Origin of the sequence: Portibacter lacus, assembly GCF_021533215.1 — a bacterium.
In the GTDB taxonomy this organism is placed as follows: Bacteria; Bacteroidota; Bacteroidia; order Chitinophagales; family Saprospiraceae; genus Portibacter; species Portibacter lacus.
Genome location: NZ_JAJNKA010000002.1, coordinates 121,232 through 142,388, shown reverse-complemented (window position 1 = coordinate 142,388; position 21,157 = coordinate 121,232). Strand labels below are relative to the sequence as shown.

The 21,157-nt window shown below is 37.6% G+C and carries 17 protein-coding genes; 13 read left to right on the top strand and 4 right to left on the bottom strand.

Features of this window, described 5'->3' with window-relative positions:
* Positions 1 to 2 precede the first annotated feature (2 nt).
* The 5 genes from L2586_RS03080 to L2586_RS03060 are packed head-to-tail and all read left to right on the top strand — an operon-like array spanning position 3 to position 7,361.
* Entirely contained in the window at positions 3 to 3,032 is a 3,030-nt protein-coding gene (locus tag L2586_RS03080; protein WP_235291307.1) for a SusC/RagA family TonB-linked outer membrane protein, read from the top strand.
* 1 nt (position 3,033) lies between these two features.
* The gene (locus tag L2586_RS03075) at positions 3,034 to 4,494 is read left to right on the top strand and encodes a RagB/SusD family nutrient uptake outer membrane protein (protein WP_235291306.1); all 1,461 of its coding nucleotides are present in this window, start codon (positions 3,034 to 3,036) and stop codon (positions 4,492 to 4,494) included.
* Positions 4,495 to 4,504: 10 nt separating this feature from the next.
* Positions 4,505 to 5,311, top strand: coding sequence for a PKD domain-containing protein (locus L2586_RS03070; RefSeq protein ID WP_235291305.1), 807 nt, complete (start codon positions 4,505 to 4,507; stop codon positions 5,309 to 5,311).
* An 11-nt stretch (positions 5,312 to 5,322) separates the two neighbouring features.
* Complete coding sequence (locus L2586_RS03065; protein WP_235291304.1) at positions 5,323 to 6,501, top strand: family 16 glycosylhydrolase; 1,179 nt, start codon at positions 5,323 to 5,325, stop codon at positions 6,499 to 6,501.
* Positions 6,502 to 6,512: 11 nt separating this feature from the next.
* Positions 6,513 to 7,361, top strand: coding sequence for a glycoside hydrolase family 16 protein (locus L2586_RS03060; RefSeq protein WP_235291303.1), 849 nt, complete (start codon positions 6,513 to 6,515; stop codon positions 7,359 to 7,361).
* 236 nt (positions 7,362 to 7,597) lie between these two features.
* Here L2586_RS03060 and L2586_RS03055 read toward each other — a convergent pair whose 3' ends face one another.
* Positions 7,598 to 8,782, bottom strand: coding sequence for a class I SAM-dependent rRNA methyltransferase (locus L2586_RS03055; protein ID WP_235291302.1), 1,185 nt, complete (start codon positions 8,780 to 8,782; stop codon positions 7,598 to 7,600).
* A 243-nt stretch (positions 8,783 to 9,025) separates the two neighbouring features.
* Between L2586_RS03055 and L2586_RS03050 the strand changes: the two genes are divergently transcribed.
* Complete coding sequence (locus tag L2586_RS03050) at positions 9,026 to 10,231, top strand: ATP-binding protein (protein WP_235291301.1); 1,206 nt, start codon at positions 9,026 to 9,028, stop codon at positions 10,229 to 10,231.
* Positions 10,232 to 10,234: 3 nt separating this feature from the next.
* On the top strand, positions 10,235 to 11,692 hold the full coding sequence (locus L2586_RS03045) for an ATP-binding cassette domain-containing protein (RefSeq protein ID WP_235291300.1): 1,458 nt from the start codon (positions 10,235 to 10,237) through the stop codon (positions 11,690 to 11,692).
* A gap of 13 nt (positions 11,693 to 11,705) precedes the next feature.
* On the opposite strand, the gene L2586_RS03040 is transcribed toward L2586_RS03045, so the two are convergent.
* Positions 11,706 to 12,584: an SMP-30/gluconolactonase/LRE family protein gene (locus L2586_RS03040; protein ID WP_235291299.1), complete on the bottom strand. Its 879-nt coding sequence runs from the start codon at positions 12,582 to 12,584 to the stop codon at positions 11,706 to 11,708.
* A 171-nt stretch (positions 12,585 to 12,755) separates the two neighbouring features.
* Here L2586_RS03040 and yiaK point away from each other — a divergent pair, with 171 nt between their 5' ends.
* Complete coding sequence (gene yiaK / locus L2586_RS03035) at positions 12,756 to 13,754, top strand: 3-dehydro-L-gulonate 2-dehydrogenase (protein ID WP_235291298.1); 999 nt, start codon at positions 12,756 to 12,758, stop codon at positions 13,752 to 13,754.
* 22 nt (positions 13,755 to 13,776) lie between these two features.
* Here yiaK and L2586_RS03030 read toward each other — a convergent pair whose 3' ends face one another.
* Positions 13,777 to 14,376, bottom strand: coding sequence for a hypothetical protein (locus L2586_RS03030; RefSeq protein WP_235291297.1), 600 nt, complete (start codon positions 14,374 to 14,376; stop codon positions 13,777 to 13,779).
* Position 14,377: 1 nt separating this feature from the next.
* Positions 14,378 to 15,823, bottom strand: a complete 1,446-nt coding sequence (locus L2586_RS03025) for an SUMF1/EgtB/PvdO family nonheme iron enzyme (protein ID WP_235291296.1) — start codon at positions 15,821 to 15,823, stop codon at positions 14,378 to 14,380.
* Between the two features lie 120 nt (positions 15,824 to 15,943).
* Between L2586_RS03025 and L2586_RS03020 the strand changes: the two genes are divergently transcribed.
* From L2586_RS03020 to mnmE, 5 genes are all read left to right on the top strand, one after another.
* Positions 15,944 to 16,300 (top strand): iron chaperone, encoded by a 357-nt coding sequence (locus tag L2586_RS03020; protein WP_235291295.1) that lies wholly within the window; start codon positions 15,944 to 15,946, stop codon positions 16,298 to 16,300.
* Positions 16,293 to 17,120, top strand: a complete 828-nt coding sequence (locus L2586_RS03015) for a LytTR family DNA-binding domain-containing protein (RefSeq protein WP_235291294.1) — start codon at positions 16,293 to 16,295, stop codon at positions 17,118 to 17,120. Before L2586_RS03020 ends, L2586_RS03015 begins: the two co-directional genes overlap by 8 nt.
* Positions 17,121 to 17,307: 187 nt before the next feature.
* A complete protein-coding gene (locus tag L2586_RS03010) occupies positions 17,308 to 17,748 on the top strand; it encodes a DUF1761 domain-containing protein (RefSeq protein ID WP_235291293.1) in 441 nt (146 codons plus the stop codon).
* Between the two features lie 182 nt (positions 17,749 to 17,930).
* Positions 17,931 to 19,490 (top strand): hypothetical protein, encoded by a 1,560-nt coding sequence (locus L2586_RS03005; protein ID WP_235291292.1) that lies wholly within the window; start codon positions 17,931 to 17,933, stop codon positions 19,488 to 19,490.
* A 123-nt stretch (positions 19,491 to 19,613) separates the two neighbouring features.
* Positions 19,614 to 21,014, top strand: coding sequence for a tRNA uridine-5-carboxymethylaminomethyl(34) synthesis GTPase MnmE (mnmE, locus tag L2586_RS03000; RefSeq protein ID WP_235291291.1), 1,401 nt, complete (start codon positions 19,614 to 19,616; stop codon positions 21,012 to 21,014).
* Positions 21,015 to 21,157 lie beyond the last annotated feature (143 nt).

Genomic DNA, 21,157 nt, shown 5'->3' with positions numbered 1-21,157 from the left:
TCTTGCTTAAGATCACTCTCATAATTCTTATTGTCTTTACTTTCGATTCTGTGTATAGTCAACATACTATCAAAGGAACCGTTTTCGACACAGAAGGGATCACCTTAATTGGTGCCAATGTCCTGGAAAAAGGAACATCGACAGGGACAATTACCGATATAGATGGAAGCTTCAGCCTCGAAGTTTCGGATAAGAATACATCGATTATCGTTTCCTACATAGGAATGCAAGAACAAGAGATTAGTTTGAATGGATTGAGTGAAATTCAAGTTACTTTATCTGAAAATGCTAATCTTATGGATGAAGTAGTCGTAGTAGGCTATGGAACCCAAAAAAGAAGTAATATCAGTGGTGCGGTTTCTACCGTTTCAGCTGAAGAAATTGCATCTACACCAGTTCTGAGAATAGAACAAGCCATTCAAGGGAGAACTGCTGGCGTACAGATTACACAAAACTCAGGTTCACCTGGAAGTGCCCTTACCGTAAGAGTAAGAGGAACAGGAACCATAACGAATAGTGATCCACTTTACGTTGTGGATGGGGTCATCGTGGAAGGAATGGATTTCTTGAACCCGAATGACATCGAAAATATTAGTGTTTTGAAAGATGCTGCATCAGCAGCTATTTATGGAGCAAGAGCCGCTAATGGTGTTGTTCTTGTGACCACTAAAACTGGCTCTAAGAAACAAGGTGGAACCATTTCATATGATACTTACTACGGAAATCAAGCCATTTCAAATAAACTAGATTTATTAAATGCCAGAGAATACGCAGTTATTTCTAATGAGTCCTACATCAATTCGGGCTCAGCACCTTTTGTGAATTTACAAGACCCTTCCATATTTAATGAAGGTACAGACTGGCAAGAAGCCATTTTCCAGAATGCTCCGATTCTAAGTCATAACTTAAGTATGAATGGCGGTGGAGAAGGGTTCAATGTTGGTCTTTCTGGTGGATACTTCTTACAAGATGGTGTGGTAGGATTAGATAAAGCAAGATTTAAAAGATACACTGCAAGAGCAGTCATGTCATACGACGTTAAGCCATGGATGAAAATCGGAGCGAATATTGGATTCACTAATTTTTCTAGGAATACCCTGCCTGAAAATAATGAATTCACTTCTCCGATCATCCAGGCTTTAAATATGGATCCATTGACACCAGTCACGAAGCCTGATGGAACTTATGCCTATTCTGATTTTGTAGATACCGATATAAGAAATCCAGTGAATGCTATAGAAAATACCTATAATAGATATCTAGCTAATCGAGTAGTTGGGTCTACTTACGGTGAAATTAAATTTTCCGATAAGCTGAAATTTAGATCTACTTATAGTGTCGATGCTACTTTCGCGGTTGCCAATGGATTTAATCCTCTTTTTGATCTTGGAATAGGTCCGAATGATGCACCGACAGCCGAAAAAAATAATGTCAACTCTGTTTCTATCGGTCATAATACTTGGAAGAATTGGCAGTGGGAAAATTTAGGATTCTATAATGATACATTTGGAGAGCACAAGATCGGAATTGTATTTGGAACTTCCGCTAATTATAATAGAGGTGAATATAGTGGTGGGGCGAATACCAATCTACCTTCTAACGATCCAGACGATGCGTATATCTCTAATACCGTAGATCCGATAGGATCTCAGTCTGCATATGAATCCGCTGATGAATACACATTCTTCAGTTACATTTCTAAAGTTAACTATGATTTCAAAGATCGTTATTTATTAACAGCCTCTTTCAGAGCTGATGGTTCCTCTAAGTTCGGAGCGAACAAAAGGTTTGGATATTTTCCATCGGTTTCAGCTGGATGGGTGATCAACCGAGAAGAATTTTTCAATGTAAGCGCGATCAGTCTTTTAAAACTTAGAGCAAGTTGGGGAAAAAATGGAAACGATAGAATCGGAAATTATGGCTTTACTTCCGTGGTGTTAAATGGGCAGAATTACACTTTCGGCCCAGGTCAAAACATCACAAATGGAGCCATCGCATTAACTGTTGCTAATCCTGATCTTCAGTGGGAGACAACTATTCAAAGTAACCTTGGAGTAGATGTCGAATTATGGGATGGGAAATTATACCTAAGTTCTGATGTATATATCAAGGACACGAAAGATATGTTATACAATGCACCGATTCCAGGTATCGTAGGTGCATCAGCGCCGACTCGGAACATCGGTGAAATTAGAAATTCTGGAATTGAGTTTTTAGCTCAGCATCGAGGAGCAATAAATGAGGTTGGCTATGAAATCGGAGGAAATGTTTCCTTTCTGAAAAACGAAGTTGTTTTTCTCGGAGGCGGAGATCCTACTTTCTCGGGAAATACCTTTGTTCAAGGGGCTGTTTCGAAAACAGACATTGGGCATCCTATTGCTTCCTTCTTTGGCTATGAAACAGATGGGATATTTCAAACTGCAGAGGAAGTGGCATCAGCTGCTTTCCAAAATGCAAATACAAGTCCTGGAGATGTCCGATTTAAAGATCTAAATAATGATAATGTCATCAATGATGAAGATAAAACCTACATCGGAAATCCTTCACCAGACATGATTTATGGATTTAATGGAAGTGTTAACTATAAAGGGTTTGACTTTTCTGGTTTCTTCCAAGGGGTTTACGGAAATGAAATTTTCAACGCTTCTGTAAGATATGATAAGATAGGAGGAAACAGGCCGGCATCTATTTTAGAGAGATGGACGGGTCCAGGAACTTCTAATTTTGAACCGAAGGTTAGTATTTCGGATCCGAATAATAATAATAGAGTTTCAGATCGATTTATCGAAGATGGCTCGTATCTAAGATTAAAGAATATTCAATTAGGATATTCATTGCCAGCGTCATTGTTGAATAAGGTTAATGTATCTAAACTGAGATTTTATGTTTCAGGACAGAACTTGCTAACCTTTACAAATTATTCAGGATTTGATCCTGAAATTGGTAATCGAGGTTCACTGGAAATAGGAATTGATAGAGGTTTTTATCCTTCGTCAAGAACGGTTTTAGCGGGCTTACAATTAACATTATAATATGAAACAAGTAAAATATATTTCAGCGGTACTGATACTTTTTTCTTTTTTGTCTTGCTCTAAAGGGTTTCTAGAAAAAGAACCACTAGTGGGTGAAGTAGAAGAAGGTTTTTACAAGAACGAGGATGATGCCATTGCGGCGATCAATGCTGCATATGCAACACTACAATTTGAATTAACACCTGCGGGGCATTTCAGATGGTTCTGGGGCGATATTATGTCGGATGACTCTGAGAAAGGAGGAGAAGGAGATAATGATCAATTTACTTTGAAGCAATTAGAAGATTTCGAAGGCCCAACGAATACAGAGTATTTACAGGCTGAATGGGAAGCGAATTATGAAGGGATCTATAGAGCTAATAAAGTTTTGGAAAAGGTTCCTGGTATCGAAATGGACGAGCAACTCAAAAATAGGATATTGGGCGAAGCTAAGTTTATTAGAGCATGGTTTCATTACAATCTGGTGGTGATTTTCGGAAATGTTCCTTTAGTAGATCGAGTCTTAGCACCGTCAGAATATGCAACTCCACAGAGTTCGCCAGCAGAATTATGGCCGTTTATTGAAAAAGATTTGCAAGATGCTATAAATGCTTTACCTGTAAAGAGTGCATATAGTGCTTCTGATTTAGGGCGAATCACGAAAGGAGCGGCTGGAGCCTTATTAACGAAGTCATACCTTTATCAAAAGAAATATGCGGAAGCAAAATCAGCAGCTGAAGCAATTGTGAATTCCGGAGAATATGCTCTAGAATCAGATTATGGATACATATTTACAGAAGCTGGAGAAAATAGTTCAGGCTCCATCTTCGAAATTCAGTACATGAATGCATCGGGTGGCAACTGGGGACGCAATAATGCGAATGAAGGGACGTTTTCTAATATTTTCCAAAGAGCTAGGGGGCAATTTGAAGGCTTCGGTTTTAATATTCCTACTCAAGATTTAGTAGATGAATTTGGAGATGATCCTAGGTTGCCATTCACTGTTTTTAGAGAAGGAGATCAAATGGGAGATAGAGGCATATTTACTAAAGATGCAACTGGTGGATTTCCACACAACTACTACAATAGAAAAGCATTCAACAATAAGTCAGAAGAAGCACCTTTCGGTGATGCGGCTCCGAATGGTGGTATGAATGATAGGGTGATAAGATATGCTGATGTATTATTAATGCTTGCGGAATCTGCTTTTCACACTGGTGATTTGGAAACGGCAAAGACTGCGTTAAATCAAGTTAGATCTAGAGTTGGCTTGGAAGAAGTAGAAGCAACTTTAGAAAATATATATCACGAACGTAGAGTGGAGTTAGGAATGGAAGGGCATCGATTTCATGATTTAGTTAGAACAGATCGAGCAGAAGCGGAATTGGATGGATTTGTGAAAGGAGTTCATGAAATATTTCCTATACCTGAATTCGAGATAACAAAGTCGAATGGCGTTTATTCACAAAATCCTGGATATTAATATGAAAGATATGAAAAAAATAATCTGGAGTATTGTCATTTTAACGATGACGATTTCATGTGCTAAAAATATAGATTATGGTTTAGAAGGCGATCTGCCGAGTAAGCCTGATTTTACAATCGAAGAAGTAGATGGCGATCCAAATAGTTTTGTTGTTACAGATTTGTCAAGTGGAAGTTTTACAAGGTTATGGGAGTTTCAGAATGGTATTCCACAGACTAGTAAGTTGGTGTCGGATACTGTCCAGTTTACGAAGAAAGGGACTTATGGTATTAAGTTGCACGTTTCTTCATCAGACGGAAGTGGTACTGCTGTGAGTTCGAAAGAGGTTATTGTTGAACAAGATATTGCTGGATGCCAATTTGCAATGTTAAATGAAGATTGCTCGACTAAGTGCTGGCGTTTGTCAGGGGAGCCAGGAAGTGTGGTTATAGGGCCTACGCCTTTTTCAAGCGAATGGTACTCTTCACCTGACATCACGGATAATCAAGCAGATGACAGGTGGTGTTTTAATGAGGATGGAACGCTAGAATACAACAATGGAGGAGCGTCTTTTTCAGCTTGCCAAGGCTACATTGATGTAGATGATTTTCCAATACCAGCTGAAATTAATTGGTCTTTTTCTGCAGGTTCAGGAGAGCAAGGATTGGATAGAATCTCTATAGACGGAATTTTTATGGGAGTTGAAGATTCAGGGCCTACTTATGATGTATTTGAGATAAGTGAGACAAAAATGGTCTTATTAGCGCCTAATAAACCATGTGACGGAACGGGGTCTACTGGTTGGTTTACTCTTACCTTTTTTAGTGCCGAATAAATAAAAAAACAATGAAGAATACCTTATATATATTCCTATTAATATTGATAGCTTCTGCTTGTGATAAAGAAGAAACCATCACCGATATTGTTCAATTTCCTAGAATAAAGGTTGTCGATACTTCTTTTGCTGAAAATGAAGCAGCAACAATTTCGATTGGACTAACGTGGGCTTATACAAGTCCTGTTTCTGTAAAGTACGAATTACTTGAAATGGAAAATAAAAGTGCTGAAGCAGGTTTAGACTTTGTATCTGCAAAAGGAGAAGTGATGTTTTCTCCAGGTGACACGGTCGTTCAGATTGATGTAGATATTATAGATGACATCGTTTCAGAGCAAGATGAAAAATTTAGGATTCAACTTTCGGAACCACTTTATGGAGAGCTGTTGAATACAGAAGCAATCTTAACTATTGTAAATGATGATTCAGAGATTGTAATAGATGGATCTGGATATGATGCGCCTAGTAGCTATCAAGGACTTGAGCGTGTGTGGGAGGATGATTTCTTAGGGAATGATATCAATTCGGATTATTGGACACATGAAACAGGAAACAATGGTTGGGGGAATAATGAGTTGCAAAATTATACTGATAACGCTAAAAATAGCTTTGTAAGTGCTGGTTATTTATTCATAGAAGCAAAAGAGGAAAACTTTGAGGGAAGCAATTACACTTCGGCAAGAATGAAAACTGAAGACAAGTACGAAATGAAATACGGTCGTATTGATATCCGTGCTAAGTTGCCGGAAGGGAAAGGTATATGGCCTGCACTGTGGATGCTTGGAGGGAATTTTCAAGAAGTAGATTGGCCCAAATGTGGTGAAATAGACATTATGGAATTAATCGGTAGTCAACCTAAGATAGCACATGGGACAGCACATTTCGGAAATAGTCCTGGTGATAAAGGCTCATTGACTAAATCGACATTTCTTTCTGGTGGTAAAAAGTTTAGCGAGGAATTTCATGTTTTTTCTATGATTTGGAGAGAGGATTATCTTGAGTGGTTAGTAGATGGTAAATCTTTTCATATTATAAGACCAGCAGATCTAGGAGAATATGCATGGCCATTCAATGAAGAATTTTTCTTTATTTTCAATGTTGCTGTTGGAGGGGATTGGCCAGGGTCACCGAATGAGACTACTGTCTTCCCGCAAAGGATGTTAGTAGATTATGTAAGAGTTTATCAATAAAAATAATAACAATGATTGTAAGAATGAGCTTTTTATTGATAGCCACACTTATGCTTTTTACGAAGTGTGTTGAAAAACAAGAATCAATTAAGGATATAGTTGAAAATACTGAAGCTTCATGGGAGTTGGTTTGGTCTGATGAATTCGACTATGAGGGTTTACCTGATTCGACGAAATGGTCTTATGATGTAGGTGATTCATGTGATAAGCCTGCTGGGTGTGGATGGGGAAACAATGAACTTCAATATTACACTGAAAAGAGATCGGAGAATGCTAGAGTTGATAACGGGAAATTGACTATCGAGGTTCATCAAGAAAAATATGAGACTAGAGATTATTCTTCAGCTAGATTAGTTTCGAAAGGAAAGGGTGACTGGCAATATGGACGGTTTGAAACGAGGGCGAAATTGCCGAAAGGTAAAGGTGTTTGGTCTGCGATCTGGATGCTTCCAAGTGAAAAGAGGTATAAGGGATGGCCACATAGTGGTGAAATTGATATTCTAGAGAACGTTGGTTTTGATCCAGATTCTCTAATAGGAACCATACATACACTGAAGTATAATCACTTAAAGAATACGCATAAGAATGGAGGCGTTAGGTTAACTGATGCTCAAGATACTTTTCACAACTATATTTTAGAGTGGGAAGAAAATCAATTAAGATTTTATGTGGATGACCTGGAAATTTTTCGATATGATAATGAGCAATCGGGGTCAGAAGCATGGCCTTTCGATCAGCCATTTCATATGATTCTTAATATCGCTTATGGAGGTAATTGGGGTGGCCGTGAAGGCATAGATCCAGAGTCGCTTCCTGCCCAAATGGAGGTGGATTATGTAAGGGTTTATCAGAAAAGTTAGATTAGGTGAAAGGTGAAAGGTGATAGGTGATAGGTGATAGGTGTTAGTGGATAGTGGAGATTTTTTTGTAGAATGATCTGATGGTCTGACCTCTAGTCAGCCTATCAATGATCATGGAAGTTATATATTTTACTCTATCAAAATTGCTGACATCACAGAAAAAGTGCTGTCATCAAGATACGTATAAGTCAAAAAAACATTCAGAGGGTCATTTAAGGTGATACGGTTAATTTTTTCTAATCCAACTGAAGGTATATCGATTTCAAGTACGAAAGTTCTTTGATGCCTTCAGGGTGGTCGATGTCGTGAGCGGTTTTTTCTAGAATTTTATATTTTCGATTGTTATCCGCCACATTTGTGGTGACTAAATCGTAAAAAGTCTCTTTGTCGATTCGGCTGGAACAACTTGCCATCAATAGAATTCCTCCTTTAGCAACCAATGGCAAAACCTCTCTAACCAATCGATCATAGCTTTTTATTGCACCTGGAATCTGAGCTTCACTTTTAGCAAATGATGGTGGATCTACAATAACCAGATCAAATCTACGATCATCAGCACGCAATTCCTTTATACCTATAAATGCATCAACCGCCATGGTGACATGAGGTGGGTTTTCAAAATTCAACTTTGCATTTTCTTTAGCAATTGCTAATGCCTGCTCACTGATATCTATGCTTACTACTTCAGTCGCTCCACCTGCAAGTGCATTGACACTGAACCCACCGGCATAAGCAAAAATGTCTAATACACGCTTGCCCTTAGAAAGATGCCTTACTTTTAGCCGATTATGTCTGTGGTCAAGGAAATATCCCGTTTTGTGTCCTTTTATTAAATTGGCCTTAAACTTCAATCCATGTTCTGTAAAAATAACTTCTTCAGATTCTAAAGCTGCTCCGATAACATCTCCATTTTTCAATGGAGTTTTAGCCTGCTGGAGAATTCGATTCAATCGTAAGATTACTGTTGAGACATCGAGTAGTTCTCTTAGAATGCTTTGGAACATTTCTAAAAATGGAAACCAAACTTCAGAATATAATTTCACAACTGCAATCCCATTATAGATATCTATGATCAATCCTGCTAAGCCATCGTTTTCACCGTAGATTAATCGAAAAGCAGTTGTTTCCGTCGAAAGTAATGGTCCTCTTTTGTCAAGTGCGCTTTTAAATTTTGTTTTGAAGAATTCCTTATTGATGTTTGCAGGACTTCCTTTATGCAGGATTCTAATTCGAATGACAGACTGTGGATCATAAAGTCCGATCGCCAATAACTGATTTCGTCTTTGATCGAAAATGACTGCGATGTCTCCAGCCTTGCCTTCCTTGTTTTGCTTGACGATAGAATTTTCATAAACCCAAGGATGACCTTGTAGAATAGATTTCTCTGCTTGCTTCTTAACCTTAAAGGCGATCTTGCTCAATGGATTGGATTTGTGATGTAAAATTAAGGATAATTAATGAGTAGGAGGTTTTTTTATTCAGACTTTAATTGACCTAACTTGTTTAGCTTAATAAACTTAAAATTATATAATGCTTAGTCTAATAAGCAAAAAATATTAAAAATGCTTATTGCAATAAGCAAAATATACTATAATTGCTTGTTGTAATAAGCGATTATGCTATTTGTGCTTGCTGCACTAAGCAAAAATCTATATATTTGTGTAATGCAACAAGCAAATATGGAAAATGTATTAACCGAGCATCAAAACTCACTCGCATTTCTAAATCCCAGATTTAGACGGTTAATTATTGATGATATTGACTGGAATGATCGGCTTACCTTTATTTTGGGACCTCGTGGTGTTGGGAAGACAACTTTGATTTTGCAACACATAAAGGAGAAATTTGGCACTGACCCAAGGGCACTTTACATCTCTATGGATGACTTAGTCGTCTCTCAATACAAATTAATTGACATTGCTAAGTACCATTTTAATAGTGGAGGCACACACTTATTTATCGATGAAATTCATAAATACGAGAATTGGAGCATCGAACTAAAAAATATATATGACAAGTTAAAACCTTATTCAGTGGTCGCTTCTGGATCTTCTATTCTAGAAGTACAACAAGGAAATGCTGATCTGAGTAGAAGAAGTATAACGGTTAATATTCCTGGTTTATCATTTAGAGAGTACATCAACATTGAAAATAATTCTAATTATCAAAGATGTAGTCTATGGGATATCATGGATTATCATGTCGATATTGCACATGACATCGTGAAGGAAATTAAGCCGACCATGTTGCTTTCGGATTATGTTAAGTATGGATATTATCCTTTTTACTTGGAAGGCAAGCAGAACTACCATAAGAAGTTAGGGAATGTGTTGAATCTGATTCTGGAAAGTGATATTCCTTATTTGATGAATACCGATATTTCTAAGGTTGCAAAGGTTAGGAAATTGATCTATATACTAAGTACTCAAGTACCTTACCAGCCTAATATTTCTAAGTTGGCTGGAAGCCTGGAATTGAATAGAGCAACATTGACATCCTATCTTCATTACTTAGAAAAGGCATCGATATTGAATCTGCTTTGGGATGCTGGGAAGTCATATTCGGCCCTGAGTAAGCCTGGGAAAATCTATCTTCAGAATTGTAACTTATCTTTTTTGTCGCAGCGCAATGTGAATATTGGTACATTAAGAGAGACCTTTTTTCTGAATCAAATTAATGTGGATCATCAAGTAAACCTTAGCAAGAAGGGAGATTTCTTAGTGGAAGATAAATTTACATTCGAAATCGGAGGAATGAATAAGGACTTTTCACAGCTTGAAGGTGTTCCTAATTCTTATGTTGTTGCAGATGATTTATTGATAGGTTCAGGAAATAAAATACCTTTGTGGCTTTTCGGATTCTTATATTAGTAGATGGAATATCAAGGTATCAATTTTAAAGACGTTAGCATTTCTATAAATGATCATGCAGTACTTCATGGTATAAACATTGACCTAGAAAAAGGGAAATCTTATGCCATCATGGGGCCTGCTGGTTCTGGCAAAACGTCCTTACTTAAAGCCATAGCTGGAAAATTGTTTCCTAAAAATGGGAAAATTAATAAAGTTGGTTCCATAGAGTTTGTGCCTAGTGATTATAAATTCCATCGATTTGTGGGTGCTGTTTATCAATATTACCAACAACGATATCATGCCCACGATTCAGAATTAGGGCCGACGTTGTATGAGGTCTTGCAGAATCAGGTGAAGCCGATGGGAACCATAGATGATCGTTCGGTAGAATTAGATGATCCGCTCTATGATGAAGCGCACTTGCTTAATATTGCTACTTCCTTCAAAATTGATCACCTACTAGATCGGAAAATTACAAGTTTATCAACAGGTGAAACGAGGCGGTCTTTGTTGGCGAGATCTATATTGAAGCAGCCGGATTTCTTGTTGCTGGATAATCCATATGTTGGATTAGATAAGGAGAGTCGCATGCTGCTTAATGAAATTTTGTCAAATCAAGTGGATGTTTCCATTGTCCTTGTCTGCGGGAAAAATGATCTTCCTGCTTTTATTGATGACGTGATATATCTTAAGTCAGGTGCAATAAGTGAAGAAGGTTCCCTTGAAAATGAAGAAGTGAAAATAGATCCAGCGCTTGTAGAAAAGTTAGCATTTAATAGTCAATGGGATTTTGAAACGATTGTATCATTTAACAGCGCGAAAGTCACTTATAATGGTGAATATGCATTAAAGGATTTCTCATGGACGGTGAGAAAAGGCGAACGTTGGGCACTGATGGGACCGAACGGTTCTGGGAAAAGTACAGTCATCAGCTTGATTACAGCTGATAATCCACAGGCGTACAGAAATGATATCGTTTTATTTGATCAAAAAAGAGGAACGGGCGAGAGTATCTGGGACATTAAGAAAAAAATGGGTTTCGTTTCTGCCGAATTGCAATTGTACTGTGAAAAAGATATACCCGTCTGGAAATTGGTTGCTTCTGGCTTATTCGATACTGCTGGATTATATCAAGAATTAAAGGATTCAGAATTACAGACGGTTTTTAATTATATCCGACTGATCGGAATTCAAGATATTGCTGAGCGACCTTTTAATCATTTGTCAAATGGTGAGCAACGACTTGTTTTTCTAGCTCGAGCATTGGTGAAAAATCCGCCATTGTTAATCTTGGATGAACCATGTCAAGGATTGGATTATAATCAGATGGTGCATTTCAGAGAATTGTTGAATCAAATAGTAGTTGCTTTTGACAAGACCCTGATCTATGTGACCCATTACGAAGAAGAAATTCCAGCATGTGTAGATAAGCGGATAGATCTTAGCGAAGGAAGTGTACTGAAAATAGCTAACGTTTAATTGCTAGAATTTCCTAATTTTTAACCAACTCATAAGCAACCACCGTGTTGTGAAAGAAAGTAGGAACCAACAACAAATTCTTCTCCTTGATGTAATCTATGTCTGCTGCTCCGATTTTATCATCAACAGAATCGAGAATGACTTCACTCGTACCATCCGTGTGAACATAGTGAATCAGACCTTTCCAACTTGTAACAAGATAACCTCCTGTGCCATCAGCCTCTATGCCGTCTGGCTGAGGAATACTATCCGAAACGGTAGAAAGTGAATTGTCAGAAAGACTCATTGCGATAAGTTTTTCGTCTCCCCAAGTTCCAATGAGTAATCGATCTTTTTCGTAAAAAATCCCATTCGATGAAGCTAGATTATCTTTGATTTGTGAAACTTCACCATTTTCCAATTTGAATATTTTTCCAGCTTGTGAATCTGAGAAATAAACGATACCGTCTGGCGAAGTGGTCACATCATTAACTCCACCAGCGCCTTCGACTTCATATTTCTTGTTGATTTTGCCTGTAGGAATATCGATCTCGACCAATGTTTTTAAGTCCGTTACGTATAAATAGTCATTTACAATTCCTAACCCTTTAGGTGCATTCAGACCTTCTACCCATCGTGCATTAATGACTTTCCCATCTAAAGACAACTGTCCGATAGAACCTTTGCCATCTGCATCCCAAGGACCTAGTTCAATGTTAGATACATAAATAACATCACGTTTCTCGTCATAAATCGCAGACTCAGAAGTTGTGAAAACAGTATCCGTTTCCCATTTTTTTACTAAGGTGACCTTTGGTTTTGAAGATTTCGCGGGAATATCTTTATTTTCAGTTTTTTCAGCACAACTGAGTAATAGGAAAGTAATAATAGAGAGTAAGAAGAAGTGTCGCATGCAAAAGAGGTTTTAATTTTCTTAAATTTAATAAAAATACTTGTTAATTATATGCGTAGATGCAAAAGAAATATGCCTATTGCTGAGATGAAATGCAGTTGGAAAAAAAGTTAACATTGCATCAATTCATCAAAATTGACCATAATAAACGATTAAAATAATAATCCATATATGTTAAGATTACCTGCGACTACGATCATTGAAACCTTGATAAATAAGCTAGAAAGTAGAGATTTCGAGGAGCAAAAAGCGCGTACAATAGCTGAAATATTTGTCCAAAACAGCCTCGAAGGTGTTTATTCTCATGGGATTAATAGATTTCCTAGGTTTTTAGATTATGTCGATAAAGGCTTGGTGATTCCGGATGCTAGTCCTAGTATTAAGTCAAAGTACAACGCCGTTCAGCAATGGGATGGAAACAGAGGACCGGGAATTACTAATGCGTTGTTTTCAGTGGAATCCGCAATGCGGCTTAGCGAACATTATGGGATCGGATGTGTAGCATTAGCGAATACGAATCATTGGATGAGGGGAGGAACCTATGGACGAATCGCAGCAAAAAAAGGATACATTTTTATTGGGTGGACGAATACGATTGCAAACCTTCCAGCGTGGGGCGCTATAGATAGAAGACTTGGCAATAACCCATTGGTCATGGCAATTCCAGGCGATAATCCTATTGTGATAGACATGGCGATGTCTCAATATTCATACGGTAAACTTGAAGATAAAAAGCTGAAAAATGAAGATTTACCGTTGCCTGGTGGATATGATACTAGTGGAGCACTTTCTATAAATCCAGAGCAGATTTTAGAATCTGGTCGCCCGATTCCAGTTGGTTATTGGAAAGGAGCAGGCCTATCTTTATTATTAGATTTAATGTCTACGATACTTGCTGATGGACTATCTACCGTTGAACTAAGTAAGCAAAAAGCAGAGTCAGGTGTTTCTCAAGTGTTTATTTGCATTAATCCCTCAAAATTAAGTCGAACAAGAAGTATTGCCGATAGCATTAAAGTGATTATCGACGATTATAAGAAATCTATCCCAGAAGAGGAAGGCGTCAATATTATTTATCCTGGCGAGCGTACGAATGACATTGTAAGTGAAAATGAAAGATTGGGAATTCCAATGGTGAAAGCGGTTTGGGAGGAAATCCTTAAATATTAGATAAGACTAATCAAGTCAATTTTTAGTTTGGGACGAGGCCTAATGCTCCACCGGTTCTAACTTGAATTAACCCACCGTTTAAGTTTTGGATAGCATCCATTGCTGAATTCAGAACGAAGATGCTACCGTATATTTGAATTTCTCCGTAATTTTCCATGAACGCATTTACTCTAAGGGTCATTTGTGCGCCATTGTGAATTAGTATCTGTTTGCATAGGTAATTGGCGGCATTAGGATCTTCACCAACGCTAATGACTCCTGAATTGATAGCGGGAAAATTAGGGACATTGTTGGGAATTATAACTCTACTGTTGATATCAGGGATAAAGCCGGTCGACCAGTTTTCTCCCACATTCCATCCAGTTCCGATCGTACCAGCCCAGATGAAGTAGAATAATTTTTCATCTGAAGCATAGCCATCACTTGTTCCACCACTGAAAATGGAAATCGAGTTTTCGAAATTAGCTGTATGATAACCATCTTTCTCGCCTCCTGCAAATATGGAAATCGGATTCGAGAATTCAACTGTATGATACCCATCCTTATTCCCTCCCAGAAATTGAGCGGTAGCATCATTTTCAAGTGCTAAAAATACAAGTAATATAATGATTAGTCTAAGCATATTAATCAAGATAAATTTTTCTGACTCCTCTTGCTCCCATATAAGCAGAACGCGTCGCTGGAGTAATGACAGTTTTACCTTGAGAAATAGGTGTCAGATCTGGACTAGAAGGATCAATTGTGGTTAACAATTGAGCGCCAATTGTCCAACCTGTAACTGCTGCATTCCCGAATCCATCTAGTTTGCCATCCCCATAGCTGCTTTGTGAAAAATTAACACTTTCTACTCCATACATGAATTCCCCTAAATTGTGAATGTCCATAATACCCCAGAAAGTTGCACAGGCATCGGTACGATTCGATGATGATGTGGCTGCATAGCCCGCTCTTAGAGGATCTAGCTTAAATAAAGAACCGGAAATCCCCACATTCGAAGTTGATTCCTGGTTGGTACCACTATTAGTGATAGATCCTGCTCCTACTCGCGTATCTGTTCCCCAAGCATATTCATCTGCAACTGGAAGGACGGAAGCACCTCGTGAAATTTTTTCATATTCTAATTCAGTCATGGGCCTTAATCCAGACCAGTCTAGGTATGCGATAATATCTGTTACCGAAATATGATTGAGTACAATATTTGCTCCATCATTCGGGCTATTAGGAGGATTTGTATCATCTAAGTCTAGATAAAACTCAATAGGTCCAGTTCCAATATTTACATCACAAGCGATCGGATTTCGGTTAAGGACCGTGGCTGTATTAGTCATAACATATTTATTTGAAGCAACTGTACCAGAAAGATTAGCTTGCGTTCTTGCATTTTGCTGTGTTCTAGTCAGGCAATTGAGGAAATCAACATACTGCTGTGCAGTAATCTTATACTTCATACACCAAAGATTGGACCATCCTTTCGGGAAATCGGCACTTAGATCTAAAGTAGATGTAGAGCCTTCCTGGTTAAATTCATTGGCACCGCTTCCCCTCATAATTGCATCTTCACTCGTTATCAGCCAAGGTGTCGAAGTGTTATTCCCTTTGTGGAATCTTCCTGAAGAGGTCCCATCTCCAGCATAGAAATCACCTTGTTCAATGAAAACCATTTCAGTAGTGAAAACTTTGAAATCTTGGTAGCCACCAGTCATTGGAGCGAGCTCAAGCGTAAATTCTTGCGGACCAAAAGTTCCAACAGTACCAGGAGTTAGTCCACCATATACCATAAAACCTAAATCGTCTTCCGTAATGTATTGGATATAATCCAAAACAGGAACACTATCTAGAATTTCGGCATGATTCCACGTATCGCCTCCGTTCGGGGCATATTTTATGAATACATAAGCCGCATCAAATAAGTCAGGGTTTAAATTTTCAAAATTCCATCCATTTTGCCAGGTCAAAGTAAAGCTGATTTGATTTGTATTTGCATTAAAACTTACGTTAGAAACTTCTATTCCATTTCCAAAAGAAAGAAAAGCTGTAAAAAGCAAGCAGAGGGTGATGATTTTTTTCATTTTAAATTTCTTTAGGATTTAAAATTACATAGGTTTTAAAAGAATTAAATCACCTCTATGGGTGAATCTCGGGTGTTGAATTTCGTAAATTACTTATCTTGGGTTCATAAACTGCTTATCATGGCAATGAAAAAGTACAACAGCGTCGAAGATTATTTTGCTGATCAGACCGGAATTCATCTTGAGATTTTAAATAAAATCAAGGATCTAATTTTAGAAGAAGCTCCTCGTGCAAAATCTGCAATTAGTTATGGTATGCCTTCTTATACCCTGGGGAAAGTTATCGCTGGAATGTATTCCTATAAGAATCATGTTAGTTTCTACCCATTCGAAGGGACGTTAGTAGAAAAGTATCAAGATCAACTCGAAGGCTATAAATGTCTAAAAGGTACAATTCAGTTAGACATTAAGAAGGAATTTCCGGAGGAGATTATCCGTCAGATTGTCAAGGATAAATTAAAAATGATCAATGCTTAAGTGGCTTAAGAAACCATATCCATTTCTGGTAAATCCTGTGGTTCAATTGGCATTGTCTATGTTGGTTGGTTTAATTTGTTTTCTATTTTTATTGGTGTTTCGACCTTTTGGATTGGAGCAAGTAGATGATGTAACCTACATCTTTGGGTTTGGCGTCATTGGATTTCTAGTGCTGGGTGTGCATTATTTCATATTCCCTAGAATTTTTCGGAGGTATTTTGATGAAGAACAGTGGACGATCTGGAAGCAACTGTTGCTTTTTGCTTCTATTATTTTCTTAATTGGATCTGGAATCTACATTTACAATTCAACCATAGGCCTAAGTATTTCACCACAGTATAGCTTAGGGCGGTTCATCTATTTTGCATTCGCGGTAGGAATCTTACCGATTATATTCATGACTTACTTCATTGAAAAAGTCGCTGCGCAACGAAATATTACATTGGCTCAATCTATAGAATTGTCTCATGTGGAAGAGATAGAAAAGAGCATATTGGTAAAAAGCGAGAATCAGAGTGAGGAAGATTTAGAATTGAAGATTTCGCAATTTATTTATGCTAAGGCTAGCGGGAACTATTCTGAAATTTATTTCTACACCGATCTAGGAGTTGAGCATAGGTTAATGAGAGTAACCTTGAAAAGTGTTCAGGACTTATTTGAGTCTGGAGGTCGAATATTGAGGTGCCATAAATCATACCTCATCAACAAAGATCATATCGAATCGGTAGAAGGAAATGCAAGGTCTTTAATGTTAAAATTGACAGATATCCCTCTTCCTCTTCCCATTTCTAGAAGTATATCTAAAGCAGATCTAGAATAAAGTTGCGGTCCATTCATCCCACGATGTGACTTTTCATCATTTATTAATTCCCATACATCCCAAAGGCTGGCCACTGTTACCTTTTTGTTGCGAAATACTTAACCACTTTCTATTCTTGTGTCATCATTTATTAACCCGAGGGTGAGTTAAGATTCTAAAATTCATCCTTATTAAATACAAATTTAAAATGCCAGAATTTAATATCCTAGCAATACTCGTTGCTGCCATTGTGCCTAACATTATTGGTGCGCTTTATTACGGTCCCTTATTTGGAAAAACATGGCTAGAGTCATTCGGAATGACAGCTGAAGATATGAAGGGTAGGAATGAAGCTTTGATCTATGGAGGAGCACTTTTGTGTTCTTTTGTTATCGCTTTTTTTCTTTTCTTTTTTATGTCAATGGGGCACCGAGACGTTTTAGAAGGCGGTGAAGTGGTGATTAATAGCTTTGCAACATTTAAGCATGGAGCATTTCACGGATTTATGATGTTTTTCGGATTGGTGATGCCAGTAATCATTGCATTAGCCTTGTTTCATAAGACAAAATTAAAAAATGTTTTGCTCAATATCGGCTTTTGGGCCTTGTGTTTCGCGGTGATGGGTGGCATCCTAGATGTGTGGAGGTAGTATCGTTAACAACTTATTAAAAGCCAATGTTGATCCATTGGCTTTTTTTATTTCAATATTAGTACACCAAGTCATTTTCAGGAATCTAAAATATTTTTTAATTTGTGAAGGAAGCGATTTACGCAAGAAAAGTGAGCTAGTATCGAAACTATCTATAGCTAAAAAATATTAAAGCATTTCTTATGGATCATAATGTAATATTATCAATTTTTCCTCGGGATAATTTCGATCAACGTGTTGCAGACTTTCTAAATGAGAAAGATGTTTTCATATTGTTCGATCCCGTAATGCATGCAACTGACCTTATAGAAGGTGATGATCCGAGTAAGCTTTCTGATGACGACGTGGACTTACTTGCTGCGGCTTACATTTTCTGTTATGTTTCTGAATTGAAATATCTTGATGAAGCATCTTTTATAATTATTACTAAAGACATGATTAGAGATTTTTATAAAATTGATGAAAATAAGCTTGACAAAAAAGTACGGTCCATTAAGATGGAACTTAGTAAACGTGAATTTGATTTCATGTTCAATTTAGCTCATAACAATTCATATTTTTCTGAGTTAATGGGTTTTGATGATATTGATCCATGGATTTTTGAGGTAAAAGTGAATGCAAAACCTGGACTTTTACGAAAGATTCAAAAAGAAATTGTGGTTGTAAATGCAGCAACTGATTTAGGAACAGAATTGCTAAAGATAGAAGAGCATGATGGTATTATTTATATTACATTTTCATGCATTGAAGATGAGGATGAAGAATTTATTGATTTAACAAATCTGGACAAACTGAAAGGTTTTAAGATAAGGTGTATCTATGATTGGACCAATATCTTTACCCCTAGTCTTCATTATCGTAATACAATTACACATCAATTTGATATAGGACTTCAGAATAAGAATTTTAAATCTGAAGCGGAGCTAATTGAGTACATGAATAGCAAGGTAGGTAAAAAAATAGACGATATTACAGCTTTTCATACTCCCCTTCATGAGCTTATGGATATCTATATATTGGAAAAAGAAGAGTCGCTGGAAGCCCTCGAAGAATTTATGAAAAACCATAGTGATTATCTGGATGTTTACGTAGCAAAGGCAGGCTGGACAATCGATGGTGAAGAACGGTTGGCTTTGCTTGAGGCAGCTATTGAATTAGGAGAAGAGCAATTGAGCTCAGGTATTTATAAAGATCATGGACCGTGGTGGTATGACCCAAATACTCGACCGTTTATGTTAGCAAAATTTCATTATGCTAATGAGTTGAAATGGTATGAATATGAAGAGGAAGCAGAGGAAATTCATTGGGAATTGCTAAGCATGAATCCTACAGATAATTTAGGTATTCGATATTTTTTAGCTTTTAATTATCTAATGGATAGGAATTGGAAGAAGTTTATTAAGCTTCGAGCGAAATTTCAAGATGAAGGGAGTCTTGTTTTTGATGTAGGCGATATTTTGTGCAGTTACTTTATGTATGGTAAAAGTTCAAAGACAAAGAAAACGATCATCAGGGCAGCTGAAAGGTCGCCTCATTTTTTCGCTTGCTTACTTGGGTTTGAAGAAGCTGAAGAAGTAGAATATTATAATGATGATTATGAGAATGCTAGTGATTTACTGACTTACTTCTTAGCAAAGAGTGATGTTTTTATGAGATATTTTGCGATTTGTATAGCAAAAAATATTGATTTGCTCGATTTAATGGAAAAACATTATAATGACAATCCTTTTAGTTCAAATTAGGAAAGGCTCAATGGTATAATTAGAGATTAAATAATATTATTTATTATCTACTTGAATTATCAAACATTCTGTGAATTTTCATTGTTGGTGTGGAAATTGTTTTAATTTGTATCAAAATATAATATGCTCGTAAATGACACGATAGTAGCACTTTCTACACCACCAGGCCAAGGAGCGATCGGTGTAATTAGATTGTCTGGGCCGAAAGCGATTGCTATAACGGATGTTTTTTTCAAGGGAAGGAATCTAACGAAAGTTGAAGCGAACACGGTGCATTATGGGAAGATAGAAGATGAACAGGGGAAGGTAATCGATGAATGTGTAGCTACTATTTTTAGAGCTCCTAAGTCCTATACTCGGGAGGATGTTATCGAATTAAGTTGTCATGGATCTCCCTATATATTAGAGCAAGTCATACAGATTTGCTTACGCGGCGGAGCGAGGATGGCGAATAGGGGAGAGTTCACGATGCGTGCTTTTTTGAATGGTCAATTGGATCTAAGTCAGGCTGAAGCAGTGGCGGATTTAATTGCATCAGAAAATGAAGCGAGTCATGATCTGGCCATACGTCAGATGAGAGGAGGTTTCTCAGATCAGATCAAAGAACTACGACAGGAGTTGATTGATTTTGCGGCGCTGATAGAACTGGAATTGGATTTCGGTGAGGAAGATGTGGAATTTGCGGATCGTGGGAAATTAGAAGCTTTAGTGGAAAAGATCAAAGGCGTGATCAAGGAATTATTGGATTCTTTTCACTTAGGGAACGTGATCAAAAATGGAGTAGCAACGGTCATTGCAGGAAGACCGAATGCAGGCAAGTCAACTTTACTGAACTCGTTGTTGAACGAGAATCGGGCAATAGTTAGTGACATTGCTGGAACGACTCGGGACACCATCGAAGAGCGACTAAATATTAATGGGATTCAATTCCGCTTGATCGATACGGCAGGCATTCGTGAAGCCCAAGATTCTATTGAGAAGTTTGGAGTGGAGCGTACTTTAGAGAAAATAGGTTCATCGACTGTAGTGGTGTATATGTTTGATGTGATTTCGACGAAGCCAGAAGCCTTATGGGCGGATGTTGAACGGTTTTTAAATGCGAGTAAGGTATTAACAGCTAATGCAACGCGGATCTTTGTCGCGAATAAAATGGATCTGAATCCATATACCCAGCCGGAGGATTATTACAAAGAGGGTATGATTTCTAAGGATAATTTGCTTCCAGTTTCTGCCTTGAATAAAATGAATATAGAGGCACTAAAAGAGATGCTTTACTTAGCCGTTGTGGATAATCCAGCATCGATGGATCAGACGATTGTTACGAATAGTCGACACTTTGATGCATTGAATAAGGCGTTCGAGAGTTTGGATGCGGTATTGAATGGATTGCGTAGTGGGATCACGGGTGACTTTGTGGCAATGGATATTCGTCAGGCGTTGCATCAGTTGGGATTGATAACAGGAGAGATCCATACGGACGACTTGTTGGACTCGATCTTTACGAGGTTTTGTATTGGGAAATGAACGAACGTTCCGCAGGAAAAATGCCAGCGGCATTTTAGGGAAGGAACCGCTAGTAAACCAAGCGAAAAGGCAGCCGAATTTCTGCTTTTTTAGTCTCAAAATTCAAAAATATCTAAGGATTATTTCTAGAAAATATTAACATT